Annotated in this window: 5 protein-coding genes; 4 read left to right on the plus strand and 1 reads right to left on the minus strand. The window is 50.2% G+C overall.

The genetic code is table 11. The features are described from left to right. The first annotated feature begins 10 nt into the window (after positions 1-10). On the plus strand, positions 11-694 hold the full coding sequence (locus tag JWJ90_RS08155; protein WP_205226718.1) for a class I SAM-dependent methyltransferase: 684 nt from the start codon (positions 11-13) through the stop codon (positions 692-694). Between the two features lie 545 nt (positions 695-1,239). Then, positions 1,240-3,600 carry a PAS domain S-box protein gene (locus JWJ90_RS08160; RefSeq protein ID WP_205226719.1) on the plus strand — a complete coding sequence of 787 codons (2,361 nt, stop codon included), beginning with the start codon at positions 1,240-1,242 and terminating at the stop codon, positions 3,598-3,600. An 83-nt stretch (positions 3,601-3,683) separates the two neighbouring features. Here JWJ90_RS08160 and JWJ90_RS08165 read toward each other — a convergent pair whose 3' ends face one another. After that, positions 3,684-5,084 carry a sigma-54 interaction domain-containing protein gene (locus JWJ90_RS08165; RefSeq protein WP_205226720.1) on the minus strand — a complete coding sequence of 467 codons (1,401 nt, stop codon included), beginning with the start codon at positions 5,082-5,084 and terminating at the stop codon, positions 3,684-3,686. A 252-nt stretch (positions 5,085-5,336) separates the two neighbouring features. Here JWJ90_RS08165 and JWJ90_RS08170 point away from each other — a divergent pair, with 252 nt between their 5' ends. Both JWJ90_RS08170 and JWJ90_RS08175 read left to right on the plus strand, forming a co-directional pair. Beyond that, the gene (locus tag JWJ90_RS08170) at positions 5,337-6,320 is read left to right on the plus strand and encodes an HlyD family secretion protein (protein ID WP_240194820.1); all 984 of its coding nucleotides are present in this window, start codon (positions 5,337-5,339) and stop codon (positions 6,318-6,320) included. A 68-nt stretch (positions 6,321-6,388) separates the two neighbouring features. Continuing rightward, positions 6,389-6,584, plus strand: a 196-nt coding sequence (locus JWJ90_RS08175; RefSeq protein WP_205226721.1) for a transposase, incomplete at its 3' end; no start/stop codon positions are given.

Consider the following 6,584-nt stretch of genomic DNA (forward strand, 5'->3'; position numbering starts at 1 on the left):
GGCATAGATCATGGCCACTGCTCTTTTTGATTCCTGGACGGATAAATACGATACCTGGTTTGCCACGCCCATGGGTCAGCTGGTGCGTTGGTACGAAGCCGAGCTTTTACTGAAATTTCTTGAGCCCCTCCCCGGAGAACATATTCTTGATGTGGGCTGTGGTACCGGTATCTTTACAGACGATGTGCTGAAATCTGGGGCTCAGGTAACAGGTGTTGATCTCTCCGCTTCCATGTTGCATCGTGCCGTTGACCGTGGTGGTAAACAATTTTCCGGGCTCTGTGCGGATATGTGCGCGCTCCCCTTCGGTGACAACAGTTTTGATCGTGTGTTTTCCATGACCGCGATCGAGTTCGTTGCGGATGGAGCAACGGCAATTAGAGAACTCAACCGCGTGGTGAAGCCGGGGGGAAGGGTGGTCGTCACCTCGCTCAACAGTCTCAGCCCTTGGGCAAAGCAGCGCTTGCAGAAGGTTGCGAGCCATGGACACTCCCTCTTTGAACAGGTCACCTTTCGCTCCCCTAAAGAAATGCAGGCGTTGATTCCCTATACCTGCGAGACCAAGACAGCCATCCATTTTACCCGGCAGGAAGCCATCGACAGGGTAGAGGTGCTCGAGCAGCAGGGCATGGAGCAGAATCTGGAGACTGGCGCCTTTCTCGCGGTTTGCTGGGATAAACCCGCTGGCAGCTAGGTAGGGGCCATCCAGAAACGGTCTTTTCGGAGTCTGCGCTTACCTGGAGTCTACGCTTACACCGTTGCATGGCAAACAGACTGCACTCGTTTTGCTGTATTGTGCCTCTTTATCCGCAGCAATTTTTACCTCATTTTCTCTCCAAAAAAAACTCCCGCAACTGGCCCCGGGACTATTCCTGTGATACGCTTTAGAAGATCTAATAGAGGATTCTTCGGTGTGCATTTACTGCGTAGAGCGACTTAAGGGTGTCTTGAATAATTAGATTTTTCAATCAAGGCCAAGGATTGCGCAAAATTTTACCGCAGGCATATGTGTGATATTCCGAGGATAAAATTTTAAGCATGACGCCGGGATTGGCAGAAAAAGCAATTATTCAAAATTCCCTTAAGAGGCTGATTCCCTCAGATTATTGTGCTGCTTAGAGAATCACGTTTTTCTTCTCCTAAAAACGTTTTCGCGTGCCCATCCAAGAATCTCCCTGTCCTCTGTCTGTGAACAGCTAGCCTGTTACCTGAACCCGTGAGCTTTGACCAGGAGGCTGTATGGTTTCTGCGTTTTCACGATATTGGCGTCATTCGGTATCCTCTTTCAGGAAATGTACCGCCCTCTTTTATTGTCTTGTCGTCCTTCTTATCTTACATAACGCCTGTGTCACGCAGAGTTTCGCCGTTGATCCTCTTTTCACCCAAGAAGAAAAAGCGTTTATCGAGAGCGGCCAGGTAATCCGCTACAGCGAAGTCAACTGGAAACCCCTTTCCGATATCGACTCCTATCCGCCCTATCAAGGTCTGATTGCCGACTATCTGCAGCTGATTCAAGAGCAGAGCGGTCTGCAACTGAAATTTGTCCCCACTGGTCCTTCCTGGCAGGATGTTCTTGATAGCTATCTGCAGCAAAAAATTGAACTCATTCCTGCGCTGGCCAAAGAAGACAGAATAGGCCGTCCCTTTCTTTATACCGACCCTTTTGCCGTCTTTCCTCTGGTCATAGTTACTCGTTCCAATGGTGATTTTATAAGTGAAACCAGTCAGCTCTCAGGAAAAAGAGTGGGCGCGGGTAAGGGCTATACCAGCGCCCATTTTCTTCAAACAAACTACCCCGATATTCATCTGGTCGAAACGGCGAATGTCTCCTCTGGCCTGAAATTGCTGAGCAAGGGTGATATTGATGCCTTTATCGGCCATCTGGCCGTTGTCAGCTACAATATGAATAAACATAACTGCGATGTTAAAATTGCGGGGAAAACGGAGTTTAATTTTGAGCACCGTATCGGGATCGATCCGCGCCTTCCTCAGGTGGTGGCCATTATCAACAAGGTGTTAGCCGGAGTAAGTCAAAAAGAGCACAATCAGATCTATAATAAGTGGGTCCGGCTCCAGCGGGATGAGCACATCCATTCCCGCATGGTTTTGCAAATAATTGGGGGGGCCATGCTTGTTCTGCTCCCTCTGGGAGGGCTTACCCTGTTTCTGGTTGTCAATAATCGTCGCCTAAAACAAATTCAAAATGAGCTTGAATCCTCCCGCAATGCGTTGAGTGAGCTCAATACTCATTTGGAGGAAAAGGTTGCTGAACGTACCGCAGAGGTGCGGCAAGCTCATGAATCCACAAAAATACTTTTGGAGGAAAAGAAAACCTCGGAAAGCCTTGCCAGGGAGCTGGCCGACCGTAACGAGTTGATTTTGCAATCAGTAAGCGAAGGTATTTTCGGTGTCGATCAAAACGGGCACACCACTTTTGTCAACGTTGCCGTTGAAAAGATGCTCGGGTATTCAGCAGACGAGTTGCTGGGCAAATCTATTCATCAACTCATTCACAAAACAGCCGACGGGGAGGTCTTGCCGGAAGATGATTGCCCCCTCTGTTTAATGCTGAAAAAGGGAGGTCCCTATGAGGAGGAGGGCAGGTACTGCAGTAAAGACGGGAGCTGTTTCCCTGTGCAGATTCATGCGGCTCCCCTTGAGAAAAATGATGAGATTTTTGGAGCTGTGGTTGTGTTTCGAGATATCTCGGAGCAGTTGCTCCACGAGCAGCGCATGATCGAAACCCAAAAATTTGAGGCAATCGGTCAGTTGGCTGCCGGTGTAGCCCATGAGCTGCGAACCCCGGTTCAGTATATTGAGACCAATGTCACCTTTTTTGGCGAGGCCATAGAGGACGTCTTTGCTTATCTCAGGGACGAGGAGGAACTGTGTGGACGGGATGAGGAGATCGATTGGCAGCAGGCAAAAAACAAACTGCTCGTATTACAGGAAAAATATGACTTGAGTTATTATCAGGAGGAGTTGCCCAGCAGTCTTGCAGAGACCCTGCAGGGAGTTCATCAGATTATCAAGATCGTTCAATCGATGAAAGAGCTGAGCCATCCCGGCGAGGGGACGAGTACGGTTGCAAACCTGAACCGGGCTATTGAAAATGCGGTAACAATCGCCAAAAATGAATGGAAGTATGTTGCCGAACTGAACGTCGATCTTGATCCTGACTTAGCCCCGTTCCGCTGTAATCCCGATTCCTGGATTCAGATGGTTATCAATCTTATTGTCAACTGTGCCCATGCCATTGAAGAGCGGCAGGCAAGCACGCCTGGCCCGGGATTGATTGAAATTCGTACCCAGGAGAGTGAAAAAGAGATTGTTCTCTGGGTTATGGATAACGGCACCGGTGTTGACGAGAATAAGGTAAACGAAATCTTCAAACCCTTTTTTACGACCAAGAAGGTCGGCAAAGGGACGGGGCAGGGGCTCGCCTTTGCTCATAACCTGGTGGTTAAAGTGCACAAGGGGAGCATTACCTGTGCGAATCGCGTTGAAGGCGGGGTAATGTTTGAAATCCGTGTTCCTCATATTCCCGAGGAAAAAGAGAATCGCCAAAGAACGGCGGATGAAGCTGAACAAGAAGTGTGATTATGAATAAATCTTAGTTTATTCGAGTGAATCTGCTGTTCATTGACCTGCCTCCGTCACGGATTCATGGGGAAATGGGCGCTCTACTCTTTCACCTCCCGCACCGTCTTGAGCCCATAGCGTTTCATTTGATTCCAGACCGTGACCCGCGAAACCCCAAGGATCTCGGCCGCCCGGCTCTGATTTCCGTCAGCTTCATGCAGGGCCATGATCAGGGCCTCTTTTTTGCGCTGGTCCTTGTTCTTCGGAGTGCGGGAAGTGAGCTGCGGTGATTGCCTTCTGCTTAGGGGCCGTGTAGTCAGGGAAAGGCTGGACGGCAGATCTTCGGGGCCAATCGAGTCTTTCTGACAGGTGACAAAGGCATATTCAAAGGTGGAGCGAAGTTCACGCACGTTCCCCGGCCAGGAGTAGGCCATCAGCACATCCATGGCCTTGCGGGAGATGCTGCCGATATTTTTACCGCTTTTCAGTTGGAGGGTACGAAAAAAAGACTCGGCCAGCAGAGGCACATCTTCAATGCGTTCCCGCAGAGGAGGAATCGTGACCGGGATGACGTTGATGCGGTAGAAGAGATCCTGGCGAAAAGTCCCCTCGGCGACCATGGCTTCCAGGTTCCGGTTGGTGGCGGTGATGATGCGCACATCCACATTAACGGGCTGGTTATCGCCTACCCGCTCAATCACTTTTTCTTCCAGGACCCGTAACAGTTTCACCTGGGTCACCATAGGCAGATCGCCAATTTCATCCAAAAAGAGGCTGCCACCGTTGGCCGCTTCAAAACGCCCGGTGCGTCCCTGGTGTGCCCCGGTAAAGGCGCCGCGCACATGGCCGAAAAGTTCACTTTCCAGCAGGGCTTCATTAAGGGCTGCGCAGTTGACCTTGATATAAGGCTGGTCACGCCGTTTTCCCCGTTCGTGGACCGCCCGGGCTGCCAGCTCTTTGCCGGTCCCTGACTCCCCGTAGATGGCCAGGGGTGCATCGGAATCCGCGGCATTGTCCAGCAGGTCGTAGACCCGCTGCATGGCTGCGGAGCGGCCAACCATGCCATTGAAGGTGTCTCGTCCGCTCAGTTCCCGACGAAAGGCCTCAATGGCGGTATCCCGCTCCAGCAGACCACTGATATCCGTGAGGGTCTCCACACCACCGATCACCTCGCCCGCCTGGTTGCGCAGTACAGAGGCATTTTTCAGCACCTGGACGTAACGCCCGTTCTTGCGCAGGACCGCACAGCGCTGCTTGTTCATGCGCCCTTGGTCAAAGAGGGAGCACCAGTGGTGGCCCTCCAGGTCGCGTTTGGCCCGACAGGTGGCGCAGTTCAGAGTGGCGCAGGACTGGCCAATGAGTTCGCTGGCCTGGAAACCGGTGAGTTCAGTGAGCGCCTGATTCACCGCCACGATTGAACCGTTCAGGTCAACGATCATGACCCCCTCCTGAATAGTATCAACCACGGTTTTCCAATAGGCTTTCAGTTCTTCTTCTTGCATAAGATATCTGTGCACAGAGTGATGCATAAACCCTATCTGAAAAGGAAAGGGCTTTTTTCCTTTTAGTTTGATGAAATACATTTTATACAAAAGATAAATATCTTTTTCCAGCTAACAAATACGATTCTCTTTACCTCTTTTTTGCCAATACTGCAAAGAGCAGGTGATGAGATATTGACATTAATCAGTTATTTGTCAGTAAAAGGATCTACACTCCGTTGTTTATTCTCTCAATACATATATTGGTGAGATATGAAGAAGCATGGTAGCGTCTTGTTTTGGGTTGTATTGACAGTAATCTTTGTTGGGGCCGCGGCGAGTATTTGGATATACGCTGGTCGTGATGACGGGGAGGAATTCCTAGCTAGCGGGAATGGACGTATTGAAGCTGTAGAGATCGACATCGCCGCTAAATCAGCCGGGAGAATAGAAGAAATTCTGGTGGATGAAGGCGACTTCGTTACCTCTGGCCAGGTTTTGGCACGCATGGATACCTCGATCCTCGATGCACAGAGAAAAGAAGCGGAGGCCTTACTGCGCCAGGCGGAAAATGCCATTGAAACAGCCCGCTATCAGGTGGCCCAGCGATTGTCTGAAAAAGATGCTGCCATGGCAACGGTTGCCCAACGTCAGGCAAAGATGGAACTGGCGAAAAAACGTCTGGCTCGCTCAGAATCCCTTGCAGACAAGAGAGCTATTTCAGTGCAGCGGGTTGAAGATGACCGTTCGGATTATCTGGAAGCACAGGCTCTGCTGCATGCGTCCAAGGCAGAAGTTAAGGCGGTTGAAGCTGCCATTGCAACAGCCCGCTCCCAGGTTATTGGCGCCGAGTCCAATGTTGAAGCTGTGCATGCAACCCTGCTGCGCATTAAAGCAAATATAGATGATGCCGTCTTGAAAGCGGCGCGTACTGGGCGTGTTCAATATCGTGTGGCTCAGGCAGGAGAAGTCATTGCTGCCGGGGGGCATGTCTTGAATATGATCGATCTTGCCGATATCTATATGACTTTTTTTCTCCCCACTCGTGCCGCGGGGCAGATCGCCATCGGAACTGAGGTGCGGCTCGTGCTTGATCCTGCGCCACAGTATGTGATTCCGGCTCATATTTCCTATGTTTCAGATGTGGCCCAATTCACGCCAAAAACTGTCGAGACAGCTATTGAACGTCAAAAACTAATGTTCAGGGTCAAGGCACAGGTAGCCCCTGAACTGGTGAAAAAGTATATATGGCTCTGAACAATTCTCAGTAAATGCTTATATTAGTTGCAAGATCAAAAGGTTAATCAAAAACTGGAGGTCTTGTCATGAAAATGCCGCAAATGTCTCTTTTGGAATGGCAGACCAAATTTGGATCCGAAGATGCATGTATCGATGCCCTGATCAAAACAAGGTGGCCCGATGGCTTCGTTTGCCCTGAATGTTCGAGTAGAGAATACAGTTTCATAACATCAAGAAATTCCTACCAGTGTAGCCACTGTCATCATCAAACCAGCGTCACAT

This window comes from Desulfobulbus rhabdoformis, from assembly GCF_016919065.1.
In the GTDB taxonomy this organism is placed as follows: domain Bacteria; phylum Desulfobacterota; class Desulfobulbia; order Desulfobulbales; family Desulfobulbaceae; genus Desulfobulbus; species Desulfobulbus rhabdoformis.

Excerpts from the sequence above, each read along its gene's own strand:
- JWJ90_RS08165 (WP_205226720.1), bottom strand. The coding sequence starts at position 5,084 with ATGCAAGAAGAAGAACTGAAAGCCTATTGGAAAACCGTGGTTGATACT.
- JWJ90_RS08170 (WP_240194820.1), top strand. The coding sequence starts at position 5,337 with ATGAAGAAGCATGGTAGCGTCTTGTTTTGGGTTGTATTGACAGTAATC.
- JWJ90_RS08155 (WP_205226718.1), top strand. The coding sequence starts at position 11 with ATGGCCACTGCTCTTTTTGATTCCTGGACGGATAAATACGATACCTGG.
- JWJ90_RS08160 (WP_205226719.1), top strand. The coding sequence starts at position 1,240 with ATGGTTTCTGCGTTTTCACGATATTGGCGTCATTCGGTATCCTCTTTC.